The following is a 19,206-nucleotide window of genomic DNA, read 5'->3' as shown; positions in this document are numbered from 1 at the left end:
AAAAAGCCATAGACTATTTTAATCTGGCCTATGATAGGGCCACAGAATCCGATCTTGCTCTCGATCAGGTACAAACCCTTTTGGCATTGGGCAATACCTATCGGAAAACAGATGTAAAAAAAGCGCTTAAGGCCTACCAGGATGCGGAAACTTTGGCAATTGAACTGGATACTAATGAAGAACTTAGGGACATTTATGAAGGGATGGCATTGTCTTATCAAGCGACTGGGGATTATAAAAATGCCTATGCCTACCAGAACAAATATTTGACGATTAAAGACGAAATATTCAATATAGAAACCGATGATAAAATACGAGGGTTGCAATTCGATTTTGACCTTGAAAAGAAAGAAGATGAAATAGGGATGTTGGAACGGGAAGCTCAAATTGCTGACTTACAGGCCAAACGGCAGAAGTATGTCATCTACGGCACTGTTTTGGGACTGCTTTTAGTCTTTGTACTTGCTGTGGGGTCTTACAAAAGATACCGTTACGTGAAGAAAACCAATAAGATCATCGAAGAGGAAAAAAACCGATCGGAAAACCTGTTATTAAATATCCTACCCGATGAAACCGCTTTGGAACTAAAACAGTTCGGAAAGGTAAAAGCCAAAAAATTTGAATCGGTTACCGTCATGTTTACCGATTTTAAGAGCTTTACCAGTTATTCGCAAAACCTATCCCCGGAATTACTGGTTAAAACCGTAGATTATTATTTTTCAAAGTTCGATACCATCATGGAAAAATATGGTCTTGAAAAAATTAAGACCATAGGCGACGCCTATATGTGTGCCGGGGGGTTGCCTTTTCCTACCGAAGACCATCCTTATAAAATGGTACAGGCCGCTTTTGAAGTTGCTCAGGTGATGGAAGAAACGAAACTCAAACCACCTAAGGACATTGTTCCCTTCGATGTCCGTATTGGAATCAATACCGGAGGAATAGTTGCCGGGGTGGTAGGTACCAAAAAATTTGCCTACGACATCTGGGGCGATACGGTGAACGTAGCGGCCCGTATGGAATCCTTATCGGAACCGGGAAGGGTAAATGTTTCTCAAAGTACCTATCTGCTTATTAAGGATCGCTATACCTGCGAGCACAGGGGGCAAATACATGTTAAGAACAAAGGGATGATGGATATGTATTTTGTAAATGAGAAAAAAGATGAACCCTCCATTAAAGTGAAGAAGGAGAATATAATAAATATTTGATATTTCATCATAATATAAATATTTGCAAACCACTGCAATCACCCCTATTATGGTATTCCTTGTATTTTAAACTTTGGCCTGCAGGCCGTTAATGAAATGCCTCGAAATTTTTAATTACTTTGAAGAAAACCGGGTGTTAAACTTCGCAGTCCATATCGTAACCTGCCCCTCAACCCGGCTTTTACAATATGATTATAAGTACTAATAGGAAGCTTACTTATTATTTCATGGGATAGCTTAACTTTCTGCCCGGGGCCGCGCAATCTGAATTGAGTGGCCTGTGTAGGACCATACATTAAGTGAAGCCAAAGCCTGGGGCGCAGAAAAAAGTATTTGTACAAAGGAGGGCTGCAGCCAATAATTTCAGCCATGCCATTCATATACCCGTGATAATCTACTAAACTCCGGATGCGCTCCGCGTTTTGCTCAAATTGTTCGCGATATACCGCTAAATCTTCCTGGGCTACTTTATCCATTTCCACAGGATCCGGCAATTTCATATCCCCATTAAAAATTAACGCACAATATCTGGATTGCATCTCCATTATAGGAAACTGACTTCCAAAGCCGGGCCTCGCCCATCCTATCCAGGCAATGCGATTTCCATATTCAGGATGAAACATATGTTTGTACATCTTACGAGGATCACAGGACTTAAGGGCTTCGGGCATAAAGTCTACCTTGTTTAGATATCCGGTACAAAAGACAATCGTATCTATATTCTCTATGCAAATTCCATCTGCAGATGTGAGTTTGGCACCCCCTTCTTCGACTTTGGTAATATCTCCAACTACTTTACAACCATGATTTGCAATTGCTTTGGGTAAAGCAAGTGTTTTGGTTCCAAAAATTCCCCAAATGCCGCGTTTGGCAGAAACTTTTTCATTGAGATCTGCCAAGGCATCAAAGACAGGATCTTTTCTACCCCTTTCAAGTTTAAGTACAAAAGGACTTAATAGCTTACCATATTCACGCGGTAAATCCCAAATTCCACGATGTGTTGAAACATCTGCCGCATGGCCGCCACGCTTCCTTGGAACTACCCAACCTGTGGATTCACGAAGGCTCACCCAACATTCTTTGGCCACTTGTGAAATTTCGAAGGCTACATCGGATCCGGACTCGCCACCACCCACTACAAGTACGCGTTTATCCTTAAAATCGCCGGCATTTTTATAATCTCTTGAATGTGAATAAGAAACTTTGGTAAGTTCCTTCTGCCATTCCGGATATTTAGGAACATTATTATTTCCTATTGCCAAAATAAGACGCTTGGTTTCTATTAATTCTCCGGATGCGAGTAGAATCTCCCAGCGGTCTTCCTCTATTGAAACCACTTTCGCTACCTTGCTGCTGTAGCGTATATGCTCTTGCACCCCAAAATGACTGGCATAGGAATTCCAATAGGAAACGGCTTCATCCTTGCTCCAAAAGTGATGATCCATACCTTCGCCAACCCAGAAATCGGAAAACATGCTAAAAGTAACAGAAGATGTCAGGATAAGATTGTCATACCCTTTGGAGAAAACACCTCCCAGGGTATCAGACTGTTCCAAACACAAAACATTCTTTATCCCTTTTTCAAGCAGTTCTTTAACGGCAACTATTCCTCCTGGTCCTGCCCCAATGACCACACAGTTATACATTTTTTATAGTATTATATTTTCAATTATTAAATCGGTCAATTCAAATAAAGGTAAAATATCATGATCAATATCCTGCTTTCGTATGATATCCTGAACATGCCCGGAACTAAGATTCGGAGGTAAGACTTCAATTATTACGGTATAAAGAAGTGGTTTGCCGGAAGAATCGCGTACCTTAATCTTAGAGATTAATGCCATACTGTGTTCTTCATCGGTTATGAAGTCATTTTTTATCCAATCCGGCAATCTCACAGGAACCGCGCCAATGATTTCCTTTTTATAGTCAATTTTGGATTGTTGCAGGGTCTTCCCCAGTAATCCTCCTGCCTGGATAGTTTTATGGACTGATTTAATAGGATGGTGATCTGTGTTATAAAACTTAACCACGCCTACCGTTCTTGAAACACCCTTTTTATCCTTAAGATGAACAATCCTTATTTTATCATCCTGGCGAATAATTTCACACTCAACGGGGCCATATAATTTCTCAAGTGTGGTGGTATGCAGGGTATTGGTATCCATATAATCTATAGTAATAATCTTAATTATACTCTTGGTTTATTTTTTAAAAAATGACAGTGCCAATTACTCCTGTACTGAAAGTTTTTGTCGCCTAAAATACTCAAAATTTAGTAATGTATCTTATTTATAAATTCTTTTTAGTCACCAAAAAATTGTACCATATAATCCTAGAAACCGATACTGTTTTTGGTTCTTTAATCATAATTCAAAAAAGGGGAAATCTCCTATATATGTGCGAATCTTCTTTAAATACCGATAAACTTCTATGCATATTATAAAGAAGGCTAAACCATATCAATAATTTTTGTAAATTCCATCATTATAACTTTGAAAAACCCAACCATTACCATTTTCCAACCAACTATGCCAAAAACTATTTATAACCCTCGCCTAAAAGCATTAATCCTTTTTTTTAGTTTCTTTTTAATCGCCATTTCACCTCTTTTGGCGCAGAAACAATTGGGAAAACCAATTATTACAAATTACAAATACCAGGATTATGGAGCTGGACCTGCTAATTGGTGGGCTTTAGAAGATGACCAAGGAATTATGTACTTCGCAAATGGTGCAGGAATTTTGCAATACGACGGGGTAAATTGGAAAGTAATTAAGCTACCAAGGGTTGGAGGTGTACGATCATTGAAAAAAGATAAGCAAGGAATCATTCATGTGGGAGGTATTGGGGAAATAGGATATTTGGAAGCAGATGCCAAAGGGGAATTTCAATATAAGACTTTACTAAATGAAATTCCAGAAGAGCATAGGTCTTTTAAAGATGTATGGGAGATAGATTACCATAAGGGGCGAATCATTTTTAGAACGGAATTTAAATTATATGCCTGGGATGGTGAAAGCATGAAAGTGATTCCCTCTAAGGATGGTTATCATGTAGGTAATATTATTAATGACACCTATTACTTACGTATTTGGGGGGTGGGTCTCTGTATTTTAAAGGATGATGACACTTTTGAACTGGTGCCAGGAGGAGAAGCATTTACTAGTGAGCGTATTTATGCCATTTTACCTTATGATGAAGATCAATTACTTATTGGTACAAGAACCCAAGGGTTTTACCTATATGATGGTAAAGAATTTAAACCATTTAAGACAGAAATAGATGCCTACGTTAAAGATAAGTTATACCTGCCAGGAGTAGCTTTAGATGATGGCCGTTTTGTCTTAAATACTTTTAGCGATGGAGCCTATTTAATTGATCATGATGGAAAATTAATACAGAAGTATACTACAGATAATGGCTTGCAAGATGGGAGTGTGGACTATATTTATGTTGATTCAAGAGGTGTTCTTTGGATGATGCTCTTAAATGGAATTTCTACTACAAACCTAAATTCCAGTTTTACCTTATTGGACTCTGATATGGGACTAACTACAAACGTGGTTAATGATGTTTATAGATTTAAAGATGTCTTATATTTAAGTAATAATGATGGCATTGCCTATTTAGATAAGGCTGAAAAAGTTATTAAAAGTATTCCTGGGACCTTTGGACAAGGAACCAATTTTTTGGAATATAATAATAGACTTTATGTCGGGACTAATGGGATGGGACTTGTTGAAATAACCGGATCTTCTTTTAAATATGTTCGTGAAAATATCAATTATGATTTTAGAGCAGGTCTTATTTATCAGTCAAACATGGATCCAAAACGTTTTTATGTTTCACATCAGCAAGGAATAATAAGTTTTTATTTTGATGAAGGTAAAAAGCAATTCATCGAAGAATCATATACTAATGAACCCATTCGAAGCAGCGCTAATATGCTTGAAGCTTCCGATGGAAGTTTATGGGTAGAGTCTAGTTTAGACAGCCAGGTGATAAGGATTTATCCGAAAATAGTTAATAATAAGCTGAGTTTCTCAGATTCAAAATTTGATTATTTAGATAAGAGTGATGGGTTACCTAGTTCCAGAATATTTTTTGTAGAAGCCGATGAAGAAATAGTCTTTTGGGCAACAGAAACGAAGCAGTCTTTTGCTTATAGCGAAAGTGAAAACCGTTTTGAAGAAAAAAAATTCTTTTTTAGTAGCCAGGTAGATTTTGATAGACCAGGCACTAATTTTTTTAAGGATGATAAAGGTAGTCTTTGGTTTGATGTGGGATCTGGACTCATGGTGGCCTCAAAAGATTCCAATGGAGATTTTATAATTAATAAAGATACTTTTAAGGAACTTAAAAACAATCGAATATGGACTATTTATGTTGAGAATTCTAAGGAAGAGGATTCCCAGTTGGCATGGTTCACAGGTCCAGATGGCATCATAAGATATGAAGGAAATCTTTCTAAACCCTATGTTCCTAACTTCAATGTAGAATTAAGAAAATTTTCCATTGCAGGAGATTCTCTTATATATGCTGGCAACATGGATTTTCCAGAAGATTTTAAAATACCTTTTGAAAAGAATAGTGTAAATATTGGGTATGCTGCCCCCCTCTTTATTGGGCAAAGTGAAATGCAATATAGCACCCAACTAATCGGATTAGATAAAGCTTGGTCTGAATGGACCAAACAAGCTTCCAGAGAGTATATCAATCTTCCTCCTGGTAATTATAGTTTTAGGGTAAAAGCTCAAAATGTTTATGGGGATGTCTCCGAAGAAAAAGCCATCACCTTTAGTATTAGTACTCCATGGTATGAAACGTGGTGGGCCTATGCACTCTATGTCTTAGGTTTCTTGATACTGGTTTACGCCATTGTAAAAACCCGAACCAACCTCTTGGTAAAACAGCAAAAAGATCTGGAAGAAAAAGTGGAAGAACGTACCAAAGAAGTGCAACAGCGCCTGGATGAATTGGCTACTATTAACCATGTGAGTAAAGCGCTTACCGAAAAATTAGAGCTTAGTGAATTGATACAACTTGTAGGTAGTGAGATGAAGGACTTATTTAAATCGGATATTACCTATCTGGCCATATTAGATGAGGAAAAGGGGATTATTAATTTTCCATATCAGGATGGTGATGATATGGAACCAATGACTTTTGGTGAAGGGTTCACTTCTAAAATTATACAAAACGGAGAAGCTTTGTTAATTAATAAAGATACCGATATTGTGGCTCAATACGATAAGTATGGGATTTCCCAGACAGGTAAACGGGCAATTTCATATTTGGGAGTTCCCATTCCTGTTGAAGACAAAGTTATTGGGGTGCTAAGCGTTCAAAGTACGCAACAGGCCAGCAGGTTTAATCAGGAAGATAAAAATTTACTCAATACTATTGCAATCAATGTGGGAGTGGCCCTGCACAATGCAGAACTTTATGAAGAAGCCAAAGAGGCAAAAGCAAAAGCCGAGGATGCCAATGAAGCAAAAAGTGCTTTCCTATCAACGGTAAGTCACGAATTACGTACCCCGTTGACATCTGTATTAGGTTTTGCCAAAATTATCAGGAAAAGGTTGGAAGAAAAGATATTTCCTGCTGTAACCGTTGATGATCAAAAAATAAAGCGAACCATGAAACAGGTTAGCGAAAACCTGAATGTGGTGGTGTCTGAAGGGGAACGGCTTACTAATTTAATAAATGATGTGCTGGATCTTGCTAAAATTGAATCGGGCAGAATGGAATGGAACAAGAAACCTATTTTCCTTCAGGATGTTATTAGCAGAGCCATTGCGAGCACCTCGTCTTTATTTGAAGAAAAGGGGCTAAGCCTGAAGAAAAAGGTTTCGGAAGATCTACCGGTAGTAAGTGCCGATGAGGACAAGCTTATTCAGGTTGTAATAAACCTTTTATCTAATGCAGTAAAATTTACAGATAAAGGATCTGTGGTGCTTGAAGCCTCATTAGATAACGGGCAAATACTCGTTGAAGTTCAGGACACAGGTATAGGCATTGCTGAAGAAGACAGACATAAGATCTTTGAGCGCTTCAGACAGGCCGGGGATACCCTAACAGATAAACCAAAAGGAACCGGTTTAGGCCTTCCAATCTGCAGGGAAATTATTGAGCACCATGGGGGTATTATCTGGATGAAAAGCACTGCAGGGGTAGGCAGCACTTTTTTCTTTACGATACCGATTATGGGAGAAGGAACAGACAAGCCACCTATTCAATTAGATCGAATCCTTAAAAGCTTAAAAAAGCAAATTAAGCACTCCTCACTAAATACCTTAAAAAAGGCACAAACTATACTAGTGGTTGATGATGATACCCCTATCAGATCTCTCTTAAGACAGGAGCTTACGGAAGCGGGATACGAAGTAAAAGAGGCTGCCAACGGCAAGGCAGCTTTGGATATGGTAAGAATGTCTAAACCCGATTTGATTATTCTTGATGTTATGATGCCTGAAATAAATGGGTTTGATGTAGCAGCGGTATTAAAGAACGATCCTGCTACTATGGATATCCCTATAATTATATTGTCGATTGTACAGGATAAGGAGCGAGGGTTTAGAATAGGCGTAGACAGGTATCTTACCAAACCAATAAATACGGAACATTTGTTTCATGAAGTGGAAGAACTCCTGGAACAAGGAGTATCTAAAAAGAAAGTATTGGTCGTTGATGAGGATGCCTCTGCAGTAAAGACGCTCTCCGATGTATTGAATGCGAGAGGCTATAAAGTGGTGGAATCTAATTCCAAAGACTTTTTAGAAACAGCCACAAAATCGAAACCGGATATTATTATGCTCAACTCAGTTTACAATGGGGATCAAAAAAAATTAAAGGAGTTAAAACTTCAAAAAGGGATGGAGAACGTTATGTTCTTTATCTATGAATAACTATTAATTAATAAGGAAGGAAAATATATGGGACAAAAGTTACTTATTGTAGATGACGAAGCTCACATCAGAATGCTAATCGAGCAAACCCTTGAGGATCTGGAAGATGAAGGTGTTGAATTATTGTTTGCAGAGAATGGCGAGGAAGCATTAAACTTAATACAGAAAGAGGAACCTAACCTCGTATTTCTTGATGTTATGATGCCTAAGATGAACGGGATGGAAGTCTGTCAAAAAGTAAAAAAAGAACTTAAATTATCACATGTATATATCATACTCTTAACCGCAAAAGGTCAGGAAGTAGATCGTCAAAAAGGGCTGGACATGGGAGCAGACCGTTATATGACCAAACCTTTTGATCCGGATGAGATGTTGTCCATTGCAGAAGAAATTCTGAAGCTGTAAGTATGACAAAGCATACAGATTCCAAATACTATTTAAAAGCCCTCAAAAATATCTTAAAAAAGAGCCATAGTTCAGAGCAGGTAATTACTGCTATCGCGGACAAATTGAGATTGAAATTTGCAGTGATGGGCTTTGATGATACACTATTGCTTGGATCGCCATTAGATAGCTTTCAATCATTTCGGCTAATTCTTGACAAAATTACCTATGGAACTCTGTTAGCTTCAGGTGAGGATGGAAACTTACTGGCCAATATGATAATGGTTTTTGTTGAAAAAGAGATCGAAAAGAAAAAAATAGGAAATGAGGTTTTAGGTTTGTACAGAGAGATTAATATGATCTATGATTTTAGTGAGCGGATCTCAGAAAAAATAGATGCCAAATCAATTGCAGAAATGGCACTTGGTGAGGCCTCGCAAATCATCAATTCTACACACGGCCTCTTCTTAATTTACGAGCCTGAGAAAAATAAAGTTGTTGAGCTCGCCTCCTTTGGTCAGAATCCGAACAGGGAAGAAAATATTGGCAAATTAAATTTCTTGCTCAAAGAACTAATAAGCCGGGGCACTTCTGCTATTGTACCTTCAGAAAAAATTGAAAACAACCCTGCATTAAATCACCTTAGAACCATTATGTATTCCCCGTTAAAAGTTAAACATCGCACTTTGGGCATGGTTATTCTGGGTCATAATGAACAAAAGGAGTTCACAGCAGCCGAGCTGAAATTGCTCACCACCATTTCATTGCAATCAGCAGGAGCTCTGGAGACTGCCTATCTGTATCAAAAAGGTCTGCAGGAAGCAAAGGAACGAGAAGAAGCTATCAGGTCTATTCATGAAGTAAGCCAAAAATTCGTGCCGCATGAATTTATTAAATTTTTAGGGAAGGATAAGCTGACAGAGGTGTCATTAGGTGACCTTGTGGAAAAAGAAGTAACCGTACTCTTTGCAGATATCAGAGATTTTACTACCATATCGGAATTTTTGACCCCTGAGGATAATTTCCTTTTTATCAATTCATTTAATAAAAGGATGGGGCCCATTGTTCGGGAAAATGGTGGATTTATAATGCAATATCTGGGTGATGGGTTTATGGCGTTGTTTCCTGATGGCTCCCAAACCGCAATAAGGGCTTCTGTAGAAATGCAGGCTTCTCTCCGGCTTTATAATAAAGAAAGAGGTACCAAAAATAGTTTTGCCGTTAAACTTGGGATTGGGATGCAAAACGGTAATTTGATTATGGGTATCACAGGAGATATAGAACGATTAGATGCTGCAATAATATCCGATACCGTGAATACTGCTTCAAGGATTGAAGGGCTTTCCAAACACTACGGATCATCCATTTTACTAACTGATATTTGCAAAAAAAACCTGACTAATCCGGAAGAATTTGATTTTAGATATTTGGGCCCTGTTCAGGTGAAAGGGAAACAAAAACCTATAGATATTTATGAATGTATAAACGGTGACAATGCAGCACTGTTAAAGCACAAATTGCAAACCCTGAATACTTTTGAGAAAGGTATGAAACTCTATTTTAACCGGGAGTTTGCCATGGCAGCGGTAACGTTCCAACAAATTGTAAAAAAAGAAAACACTGATAGTGCAGCTAAATTATTTCTAAACAGATCGGCGCATATGATAACCCAGGAAATTGATGAGGACTGGAGAGGAATAGCTTCTATTTCCTACAAATAATCTCAACTTCATTTAGACCTTAAAAAAAATACTAATAAACCACCATACCAAATACAACTATGGAATTACAGATCAAAAATTTAAACAAAACATATTCTAACGGTGTTCAGGCTTTAAAAGATGTGAACCTTACCATTCCCCAGGGAATGTTTGGGCTTTTGGGCCCCAATGGAGCCGGAAAATCTTCGCTTATGAGAACCCTGGCCACCCTGCAACAGGCAGATTCAGGTTCTGCAACTCTGGGTGATATTGATGTTCTGAAGGATAAAGCCAAAGTGAGGGAAATCCTTGGGTACCTGCCCCAGGAATTTGGGGTTTATCCGAAAATAAGCTCTTATAACATGCTCAATCATATAGCCTCACTAAAAGGGGTGTCTAACAAATCGGAGCGCAAAGACCTTGTAGAATCTTTATTAAATAAGACTAATTTATGGCATGTTCGAAATAAAAGCCTGGGCACCTATTCCGGAGGAATGAAACAACGCTTTGGCATTGCACAGGCGTTAATTGGAGATCCCAGCTTAATTATTGTTGATGAACCCACTGCCGGATTAGATCCTGCAGAGCGCATAAGGTTTCATAATTTATTAAGTGAGATTGGTGAGAATACAATAGTTATACTGTCTACGCATATTGTTGACGATGTTTCCAATCTGTGCAACAATATGGCTATTATATGCTTAGGGGAAGTAGTGGCTAAAGGCAATCCCTCCGAATTGACCGAAGGAATAAAGGGTAAAATATGGAAAAAGGGGATAGAAAAAGGAGATCTGGAAGAGTATCAATCCGAAATGCAAGTCATTTCAACTTATTTAAAAGCTGGACAGACTATCATTCATGTCTTAAGTGATAATAAACCAGATTCCACTTTTGAGCCCAGCAAGGCCAATTTGGAAGATGTTTATTTCGCTGAGATCACATCCAGAATGGCGCTCATCACAGATTAAGCACTCCCTCACCTAAAAACTATCCATTATGTTTAAAGAAATATTTCTATTCGAGATAAAATACAGGTTAAAAAGACCTGCCACCTGGGCCTATTTCGGGATCCTGTTTATTTTCGGGCTTATCATTGCCATTGGTGGAAACGGACCGGCCTCAGAAAAAGTTTTTGTGAATTCTCCGGTAGCCATAGCCACTATGCTCAGTACAGTTAGCATTTTTGGAATTATGATAGCCAGTGCTATTATGGGAGTGCCCGTTTACAGGGATATTGAGCACAAAACAGAAAACTATTACTTCACATATCCAATAACTGAAAAGGGCTATATTTTAGGTCGCTTTTTTGGCTCCCTTTCTACATTGTTTCTTATTAGCCTTGGACTCCATCTGGGACTGATTATAGGATTTATTATTGGTCCGTACGCGGGCTATGAAGAGCCAGAAAGATTTACATCCTTTAATTTTTTGCACTATTTACAGCCTACCATAATACTATACTGGAGTAATTTTTTCTTTGCCGGCTGTATCTTCTTTTCATTGGTAAGCCTAACAAAGAGGGTAATGCTGGCATACGCCGGTGGGGCAATCCTCTTTATCACCTACCTCATAACTTTAACACTAACCCAGGATATAGACAATAAAACTTTGGTAAGTCTCATAGATCCATTTGGGTTTGGGACCTACAATAATATTATAGAATACTGGACTCCTGAAGAGCAAAATACCCAAATGGTGCCTTTTAAGGGCATGCTTGTATGGAATCGCATCCTTTGGGTGGGTCTGGGGCTTTTAGCCCTTCTTTATACATTGTTCAGGTTTGATTTTCAACGTTTTCTAAGTCGGAATTACGGTACTAAAAAGATAAAAACGGAAGAAGAAGCTACTGTGGTTTCCGCAACTCATACAAACATTCCCGAGGTTAGTAAAGTATATTCCAGAGCTCTGAATTTCAAGCTTCTTTTTAGCCTGGCTAAAATGGAATTTAAAAATATTATCAGGGATAATTTCTTTATTGCAATATTAGTGGCTGCTGTTCTTTTCCTGTTTTTCGATGCCTGGTTTGGTTTCCCTATTTACGGGACTCCCTCGCTCCCGCTCACCTATTATATGCTGGAAGTCAAGGATTTTACATATATCATTCTGATTTTCGTCCTCATTGTCTTTATGACCGGTGAAGTCCTTCATAGGGAACGCAGTGTGAATTACGATCAGATTTTCGGGTCACTACCTATTCCAAATGGAATAGTTTATGGGGCTAAATTTCTGGCACTGACATTTGTGAGTTTTCTGCTTGTTAACCTTATCTTAGTCAGCGGTGTTTTTAATCAACTTATAAAAGGATATTTTAACTTTGAGTTCGGCAAGTATTTTACTGATCTGTACCTGATTGAATTTCCAAAGTATATCATTTTTGTGATGCTTGCTTTCTGTGTACATTCTTTGGTGACCAAAAAATTTATTGGTCATGTGGTGGCTATTGCCATTTGGGCTTTACTTTTTGGTTTAAATAGTTTCCTGGACGTGGACAACAATCTATATTTATATAGTTATGCGCCGGGCTATACGGTTTCGGACATGAACGGGTTTGGGCATTTTGGAACTGCTCTTTTTTGGTTTAGATTATATTGGCTGGCATTTGGTGGGGTCCTTACCTATATAGGTTTTCTGTTTTGGAAACGCGGCACGGATTCGGGAAGAAAAGCACGTCTTCAAATCGCCCGGGGGAGGTTAAACGCAGGAACCCTTTCTTCCATGTTACTGCTGGTGGTTATTTGGCTGGGATCCGGGGTATTTATAAACTACAATACAAAAACTTTGAATCATTACAGAACAGAAAAGGCAGGGACCATAGGCTCTGCTGATTATGAGAAAGAGTTAAGTCAATATTACCAGAAAACACAGCCCAAGGTTATCGATGTAAAGGTAAATGCAGATCTGGTACCGGAAAAGCGCCATGCTACTATTACGACTGTCTATAAAATGGTAAACAAATCAAACGAAACTATTGATTCGCTTCACCTTAACTGGGGGGGACCTGGAATCTTTCATAAAAAAATCGAAGAGTTCAAAATAGGCGGAAAAACACCTGTTCTTGGGAAAAAATACGAAGCTTTTGGTTATGAGATCTATTCCCTGGGCAAAAGTATGCAGCCTAATGATACTGTGGTTTTGGAGTTAAAAGTAACCGGTTCTTTTGAGGGTTTTCCCAATGAAGGTAGTGGATCAGATATTGTATACAACGGTACTTTCCTAAACAATAACTTTTTCCCCTCATTCGGGTATTCCTCACAGGGAGAATTAACCAGTGATCAGGACCGAAAAAAATATGAACTTCCAATAAAGGACTATCAATTGCCTCCACAGGACGACGAATGGGGTTTGCAGAATCTGTTGTTTAACGATGATGCAGATTATGTAACTTTTGAGGGAACAGTTAGCACTGCCCCGGATCAGATAGCTATTATGCCTGGCTATTTACAAAAGGAGTGGGAAGAGAATGGGCGCAGGTATTTCACTTATAAGATGGAAGGCGACCTGGATTTCTTTTATAATATTTCCTCTGCGAGATATGACGTACATAGGGAAGTGTGGACTGGTAAAAATGGGGAAAAAGTGAATATTGAAATTTTCCATCATCCAACACATACCTATAATATGGATCGTTTTGTAAAAGGGGTACGTCATTCATTAGATTATTTTTCTGAAAATTATGGCCCCTACCAGTATCGTCAAATGCGGATTCTGGAATTTCCACGATACTCCACTTTTGCGCAATCCTTTCCTAATACCGTGCCATTTGCCGAGAGTTTTGGCTGGGTAGGCGATTTTAGTGATCCGGAAGATTTGGATTACGTGTATACTGTTACTGCACATGAAGTGGCGCATCAATGGTGGGGACACCAAATTACCCCTTCGGCTACCAGAGGTTCCAATCAGATTTCAGAGTCTATGGCAGAATATTCTTCCCTGATGGTGATGAAAAAAGAATATGGCGTAGATGCCATGCAGGAATTCCTCAAGGAAGAACTTGACCGTTACTTAAGAAGCAGGGCTAATGAAAGTAAATTTGAAAAAACACTCCTCGATAATGACAACCAGGCCTATGTTTGGTATCGCAAAGGTGGGCTTATTCTGTATGCTTTACAGGATCTTGTTGGGGAAAAGAATTTAAATAAAGCTTTTAGAAGTTACGCAGACTCAGCGGCTTTTCGTCCTAAAGCGCCATTTACAACTACAAAGGAATGGTATCACTTTATAAATACTGCCACTCCGGATTCTTTAAAGTATTATCTGGAAGATAGTTTTGAGAAAATAACACTGTATTCCAATAAAACCTCCAATGCCACTTATAAAGAATTAGATAATGGAAAATATGAGGTAACTATTGATGTACAAAGTAGCAAAAGCCATTTTGACGGGAATGGAAAATTACTTGATTCGCCAGAATCAGCAAATCTACTAGAAATCGGTATTTTTACTGAGGATGCTAAAAATGCTTTGGGGATGACTGTTAAATCACCACTAGTGTTAGAAAAAAGATGGGTAATGCCAGGCGAGAATTCCTTTACCTATACGGTTGAAAAATTACCCCTAAAGGCTGGAATAGATCCTTATAATAAAATGATTGATCGTATTCCCGATGATAATTTAATAGCTGTGGAAGAAAAACTTGAATAAATGGTCATGACAATTTTTTGATAAACAAGCGGTGGTTAAGTTAAATTTTGTCTTAACCCCCTATAATCAAAAGACTTTATAAAACCGGCTTTTGCTGTGGTATTTAGTTAAAAATAAATAGTGAATTTAAGAATAGAAAGTGATAAATATTTTATTACGTCTAATAATAAAATACTCATTTTTAGCACTTTAACACAATATTTGGAAGAACAGGTTATATAAGGGGTACCTTTACAAGGTTAAAAGGTCAGAAAGCCTCCCTTTATTTCGATCTACCCGGATCTTTAATTTACTTCCGCTCTCTTCAGTTTTTTAATAGCAATAGTGCAAAAAACATTTTATACGCCAATAATAGGAAAAAGAGATTCTGGTTTAGATGTGCTTTTAAGTGAAAAGTGATTTTCTTTATCTACTTCAATTAGTTTCTCCAAAAATTTTCAAATTATTTACCGAACCACCGTTTTTAATGAACAAGGAATAAATACGTTCGTTAATCTCAAAAGCCGGTAAAAAGCTATAAAACTAAAATAGTCTGGTATTAAAAATCCAAAATTTTCTAAAAGAACAGCCTCCGACTTTTCTAAGACATTAAGAGAAAGAGTCAATACATATTTTAAAACAAATAATATTAGTAAACATGCCAATAAAAGCATGGTTTTAAAAACCATATTAATGTTATCGTTATTTCTTTTACCAATGATAATAATCAACAGTGGTTTTATAAGCAGTGCCGGAATACTATTTATCCTGTATATTATAAGCGGATTGGGAATGGCAGGAATTGGTATGGGTATTATGCACGATGCTATTCACGGTTCTTATTCTACGAATAAATATGTGAATAGATACCTTGGGTACACCATGAACCTTATTGGCGCAAACTCCACAGTTTGGAGGATACAGCACAATGTTTTACATCATACCTATACCAATATAGATCAAACAGATGATGATATAAATCCGCCTGCTGTTCTAAGGTTTTCGCCCCATGCAAAAAAATACTGGCTGCATCAATTTCAACATTTATATGTTTGGTTTTTTTATGGTTTGTCAACTATTTCGTGGATCACCTCCAAAGATTTTGTCAGAATAAATCGATATAGAAAGAAGGGCTTTTTTACTAAAAAAAATGAATTTAAAACGGAACTGTCAAAACTAATAGGATGGAAATTAATCTATTATACGTACGCATTAATCTTACCGCTTTTAATAGTCCCTCTTGCGCCATGGATAATTATTCTGGCCTTTCTTAGTATGCATGTTGTCACTGGTTTGTTGATCAGTATTGTATTTCAGGTGGCACATATCATGCCTAATGTAGATTTTCCATTACCTGACGGAGACGGAATGCTGGAAGGAGACTGGCATGCACATCAACTGGCTACAACAAGTAATTTTTCCCCTAAAGGTTGGTTTTTATCCTGGTTAATAGGAGGATTAAACTACCAAATAGAGCATCACTTATTGCCAAATATTTGTCATATCCATTATAAAAAAATATCAGCTATAGTAGAACAAACGGCAAAGGAACACGGTATTCCTTATCATACCAAAAGGACTTTGGGGTCAGCCATTTGGGATCATATTAAAATGCTAAAAGAACTAGGCAAAGTATCGTCTTTAAAGGTAATAGCCGTAAAGAATTGACCAAAACATAAAAACAAGAAATAAATAAATAAAATAATTAATAATAAATATCAAAGTAATGAACGAAGGAACAGTAAAATTTTTTAATAGAGCCAAAGGATTTGGTTTTATAAAACCAGTTAATTCTGAAGAAGACATATTTGTACACCAAAGTGGTCTTATTGATGAAATTAACGAGAACGACAACGTAAAGTTTAATTTGGAAAAAGGACAAAAAGGAATGAACGCTGTAAATGTGGAAGTTATTGACTAAGTCCTGAATACCAAAACTAAGTTCAAAGCCATCAGTAATGATGGCTTTTTTTATTTCCCTAAAGTTATTTGAATATAAAAAATGAAGCCTCTGAAATTCCGGGTGGTAGGCGCTTCAGATTTCAGTGGGATATCTCACTGTAGCCAACATAAATTAGGATTACACCAGTGGATTTCCTTATGGTCCTAATATATATATATATATTTAAGGCCATGTTTATCGATAATTTATGTACCTTCTTAGCTAATTTCTTAAAATTAAATAACAACTTAAAAAAGATTTATGGACAAGAAGTATTTTGTTAAAATGCTAATAATTCTGGTGGTTAGCAGCCTAACCAGTGGTATTTTAGCGCAGGAAGTAGACAGAACGGAATTACCCATAAAGGGGCCCTGGTATCCTCCAATTAAAACTTTAGATGCAAGGGATGCCGAAGCACCTCCGGTTTTTGAAGTAAAAGCGCCAAAAGATGCCCCAAATGTGGTGATCATCCTTTTAGACGATATCGGTTTTGGCGGTACCAGTGCCACAGGAAGTGTTTTACAGACACCCCATTTCGATAAGCTTGCAAGCCAGGGATTGCTCTACAACCAATTTCATACCACGGCTTTGTGTTCACCTACAAGACAAGCTTTAAAAACAGGCCGTAATCACCATTCGGCTAACCAGGCCAAGATCTCAGAGGTGGCCACATCCTTCCCGGGTGCTACTGGCATGCTGCCTGATGATGTGGCAGGGATTGGAACCGTACTCAACCACAATGGATACAGTACAGCAGCATTCGGCAAATGGCATGAAACAGCGGTGTGGGAGATCAGCCCATCCGGACCAATGACACGTTGGCCTAATGGTCAGGGATTTGATGAGTTTTATGGCTTTATGGGTGGGGAGACCAACCAGTGGTCACCAGGTTTATTCCATAATCAAAATCAGGTTGAACCTTCCAGTGATCCTGACTACCATTTTATGAACGACATGGCTACAAAATCTATTGAATGGATGCGATTCCAGCAGGCATTAACGCCGGATAAGCCTTTCTTTGTCTATTTTGCCCCGGGGGCAGTACACGCACCTCATCATGTACCTCAATCGTATATTGACAAATACAAGGGTAAGTTTGATGCCGGATGGGATGTTATTCGGGAACAAATTTTTGAAAATCAGAAAAAACTGGGGGTAATTCCGTCAGACACCAAACTGGCTCCTAAACCAGCAGATATTAAGGATTGGAAAGATCTATCAGACAAAGAGAAAAAATTATTTGCGCGTCAGGCGGAAGTATTTGCAGGATTCCTCGATATGACAGATCACGAAACAGGGCGTGTAATCCAGGCAATCGAAGATATGGGCGAGTTAGATAATACATTAATCTTTTACATAGCCGGGGATAACGGCACAAGTGCTGAAGGTGGAATGGGTGGATTGTATAATGAAATGACATACTTCAATGGTGTTGCCAAAGGTTCGGACATCGACTTTATGATGGAACACTATGATGATTGGGGTGGCCCGACTACTTATCCGCACATGGCAGCCGGTTGGGCAGTCTGTTTTGACTCGCCATTTACCTGGACTAAGCAGGTTGCTTCCAATTATGGTGGTACCCGTAACGCTATGGTCATACACTGGCCAGATGGTATTAGGGCGAAAGGAGAAATTAGAACTCAATGGCATCATGTCATAGATGTGGTACCAACCATTCTGGAAGCAGCAAATTTACCCGAACCGCGTATTGTTAATGGCACACCACAACGGCCTATTGAAGGGGGAAGTATGGTTTATACTTTTGATGAACCCCTGTCCCCCAGCCGTCACCAGATTCAATATTTTGAAATGTTCGGTAACCGTGGTATTTATTTTGACGGTTGGTTTGCAGGTACTGTTCATATAAAACCCTGGGGTACGGTAGAAAACAGATTTCCTGAGGATACCTGGGAACTCTATCATGTGAAAGAAGATTTTAGCATGTCTACCAACCTGGCCAATGAACGTCCTGATATCGTTGCGCTGATGCAAAAAATGTTTATAGGTGAAGCCGAAAAATATAAGGTACTGCCTATGGACGACAGAAGGCAGGAACTTTTTAATCCAAAATTAGCAGGGCGTCCAGACCTTATGTTCGGGCGCACAAGCCTGACCCTATACGAAGGGATGACGGGGATGTTGGAGAATGACTTTATCAATACCAAGAACAGCTCTTTTGAGATAGTTGCCGATATAGAGTCTGGTGACAAAACCACGAACGGAGTTATAATTTCTCAGGCCGGACGCTTTGGAGGCTGGAGTTTTTATGTAAATAATGGTACGCTGACCTATATGTACAATTATGTCGGTATAGATCAATATAAAGTGACGGCCTCTGCTAAATTGCCCAAAGGAAAATCTACTGTGAAAATGGATTTTGCCTATGATGGTGGAGACAAACCAGGCCAGGGAGGTACTGCCACACTCTACATAAA

At 38.4% G+C, this 19,206-nt stretch carries 11 protein-coding genes; 9 read left to right on the top strand and 2 right to left on the bottom strand.

What is annotated here, in order from left to right; all coding sequences use genetic code 11:
• A partial coding sequence (locus tag WBM60_RS12430) for an adenylate/guanylate cyclase domain-containing protein (RefSeq protein ID WP_424283138.1) occupies positions 1–1,211 on the top strand: 1,211 nt, incomplete at its 5' end.
• Between the two features lie 110 nt (positions 1,212–1,321).
• Here the strand turns inward: WBM60_RS12430 and WBM60_RS12425 are convergent.
• Positions 1,322–2,857: a flavin-containing monooxygenase gene (locus WBM60_RS12425; protein WP_424259890.1), complete on the bottom strand. Its 1,536-nt coding sequence runs from the start codon at positions 2,855–2,857 to the stop codon at positions 1,322–1,324.
• Positions 2,858–2,860: 3 nt separating this feature from the next.
• Entirely contained in the window at positions 2,861–3,379 is a 519-nt protein-coding gene (locus WBM60_RS12420; protein ID WP_424259889.1) for a hypothetical protein, read from the bottom strand.
• A 363-nt stretch (positions 3,380–3,742) separates the two neighbouring features.
• On the opposite strand from WBM60_RS12420, the gene WBM60_RS12415 reads away from it, so the two are divergent.
• From WBM60_RS12415 to WBM60_RS12380, 8 genes are all read left to right on the top strand, one after another.
• Positions 3,743–8,122 carry a response regulator gene (locus WBM60_RS12415; RefSeq protein WP_424259888.1) on the top strand — a complete coding sequence of 1,460 codons (4,380 nt, stop codon included), beginning with the start codon at positions 3,743–3,745 and terminating at the stop codon, positions 8,120–8,122.
• 27 nt (positions 8,123–8,149) lie between these two features.
• Positions 8,150–8,527, top strand: coding sequence for a response regulator transcription factor (locus tag WBM60_RS12410; RefSeq protein ID WP_299163358.1), 378 nt, complete (start codon positions 8,150–8,152; stop codon positions 8,525–8,527).
• Positions 8,528–8,529: 2 nt separating this feature from the next.
• Complete coding sequence (locus WBM60_RS12405; protein WP_424259887.1) at positions 8,530–10,227, top strand: adenylate/guanylate cyclase domain-containing protein; 1,698 nt, start codon at positions 8,530–8,532, stop codon at positions 10,225–10,227.
• 59 nt (positions 10,228–10,286) lie between these two features.
• On the top strand, positions 10,287–11,174 hold the full coding sequence (locus tag WBM60_RS12400; protein WP_424276617.1) for an ABC transporter ATP-binding protein: 888 nt from the start codon (positions 10,287–10,289) through the stop codon (positions 11,172–11,174).
• Between the two features lie 28 nt (positions 11,175–11,202).
• Entirely contained in the window at positions 11,203–14,847 is a 3,645-nt protein-coding gene (locus WBM60_RS12395) for a M1 family aminopeptidase (protein ID WP_424276616.1), read from the top strand.
• A gap of 672 nt (positions 14,848–15,519) precedes the next feature.
• Entirely contained in the window at positions 15,520–16,494 is a 975-nt protein-coding gene (locus tag WBM60_RS12390) for a fatty acid desaturase family protein (RefSeq protein ID WP_424258616.1), read from the top strand.
• A 58-nt stretch (positions 16,495–16,552) separates the two neighbouring features.
• Positions 16,553–16,747: a cold-shock protein gene (locus WBM60_RS12385; protein WP_299163367.1), complete on the top strand. Its 195-nt coding sequence runs from the start codon at positions 16,553–16,555 to the stop codon at positions 16,745–16,747.
• Positions 16,748–17,029: 282 nt separating this feature from the next.
• On the top strand, positions 17,030–19,206 hold a 2,177-nt coding region (locus WBM60_RS12380; RefSeq protein ID WP_424283137.1), incomplete at its 3' end, for an arylsulfatase.

The organism is Eudoraea sp., assembly GCF_049669105.1.
In the GTDB taxonomy this organism is placed as follows: domain Bacteria; phylum Bacteroidota; class Bacteroidia; order Flavobacteriales; family Flavobacteriaceae; genus Eudoraea.
The sequence above is the reverse complement of the archived record's forward strand: the minus strand, read 5'-3'. Positions and strand labels throughout refer to the sequence as shown.

Coding starts and splice junctions, on each gene's coding strand:
- WBM60_RS12425 (WP_424259890.1), bottom strand. CDS start 2,857: ATGTATAACTGTGTGGTCATTGGGGCAGGACCAGGAGGAATAGTTGCC.
- WBM60_RS12420 (WP_424259889.1), bottom strand. CDS start 3,379: ATGGATACCAATACCCTGCATACCACCACACTTGAGAAATTATATGGC.
- WBM60_RS12415 (WP_424259888.1), top strand. CDS start 3,743: ATGCCAAAAACTATTTATAACCCTCGCCTAAAAGCATTAATCCTTTTT.
- WBM60_RS12410 (WP_299163358.1), top strand. CDS start 8,150: ATGGGACAAAAGTTACTTATTGTAGATGACGAAGCTCACATCAGAATG.
- WBM60_RS12405 (WP_424259887.1), top strand. CDS start 8,530: ATGACAAAGCATACAGATTCCAAATACTATTTAAAAGCCCTCAAAAAT.
- WBM60_RS12400 (WP_424276617.1), top strand. CDS start 10,287: ATGGAATTACAGATCAAAAATTTAAACAAAACATATTCTAACGGTGTT.
- WBM60_RS12395 (WP_424276616.1), top strand. CDS start 11,203: ATGTTTAAAGAAATATTTCTATTCGAGATAAAATACAGGTTAAAAAGA.
- WBM60_RS12390 (WP_424258616.1), top strand. CDS start 15,520: ATGTTATCGTTATTTCTTTTACCAATGATAATAATCAACAGTGGTTTT.
- WBM60_RS12385 (WP_299163367.1), top strand. CDS start 16,553: ATGAACGAAGGAACAGTAAAATTTTTTAATAGAGCCAAAGGATTTGGT.